The 888-nt window shown below is 77.0% G+C and carries 1 protein-coding gene; it reads left to right on the top strand.

Features of this window, described 5'->3' with window-relative positions:
• Positions 1-12 precede the first annotated feature (12 nt).
• Positions 13-402 carry a YchJ family protein gene (locus tag PV350_RS46755; RefSeq protein WP_500339329.1) on the top strand — a complete coding sequence of 130 codons (390 nt, stop codon included), beginning with the start codon at positions 13-15 and terminating at the stop codon, positions 400-402.
• Positions 403-888 lie beyond the last annotated feature (486 nt).

The raw sequence follows: 888 nt of genomic DNA, 5'->3' as shown, positions 1-888 counted from the left end.
CAGGGGCAGGGCGTGCCGCACTCCCCCGGCACGCCCTGCCCCTGCGGGCTGCCCGCCACGTACGGCGACTGCTGCGGCCGCTACCACTCCGGCCACGCCGCCGCCCCCACCGCCGAGGCCCTGATGCGCTCCCGCTACAGCGCCTACGCGGTACACGACGCGGCGTACGTATTGCGCACCTGGCACCCGGAGACCCGGCCCGCGGAGCTGGACCTCGACCACCACCTGCGCTGGGAGCGGCTGGAGATCCTCGCCACGACCGACGGCAGCGCCTTCCACAGCGAGGGCACCGTCGCCTTCCGCGCGCACTACAGCCTGCGCGGCGAGCACGACGCGATGCAGGAGAACAGCCGCTTCGTCCGCCACGACGGCGCCTGGGTCTACGTGGCGCCCCTGCCCTGAGCGCGTCGCGGCGAGGACGCACCGCGCGGGGAACCCCCGGTACCGAGGACCCCGGGCCTGACCGGACCCGTCCGCAGGCCCGAACCCTGGTTCGCGCACGCGCCGTCACCGCGGCAGCCCGCGGCCGACCGCCGGGGCTCATCGCCCGGGAGCCCCGGCGGCGTCCCCATCGCCTGCTTCCGTTCGGCGGTACCCGGCACCGAGGCCGCCCGCGCCGTCCCATCGGCCGGTACGCGATCGCACAAGCCGACGGGGCAAGCAGGCGGTCGACGTGCGGCATCACCGTCGCCGCCGCCGCGCCTCGCCGTGCCGGAACCCGTCCGTGCGATGGACTGCGGCTGACGCCGCGGAGGTTCACCGCTCCGGCGACGCAGCACCGTCACCGGTCCCGGCCACCCCTCGGCGTCGCTCCGGGAGACCCCGGTCGCCGCGACACCTCGCCGCGGCCGGACGCCCGGGCACGGCCCTGGAGCGCCGACCCACGCA

This window comes from Streptomyces sp. PA03-6a, assembly GCF_033792765.1.
GTDB lineage: Bacteria > Actinomycetota > Actinomycetes > Streptomycetales > Streptomycetaceae > Actinacidiphila.
The sequence above is the reverse complement of the archived record's forward strand: the minus strand, read 5'-3'. Positions and strand labels throughout refer to the sequence as shown.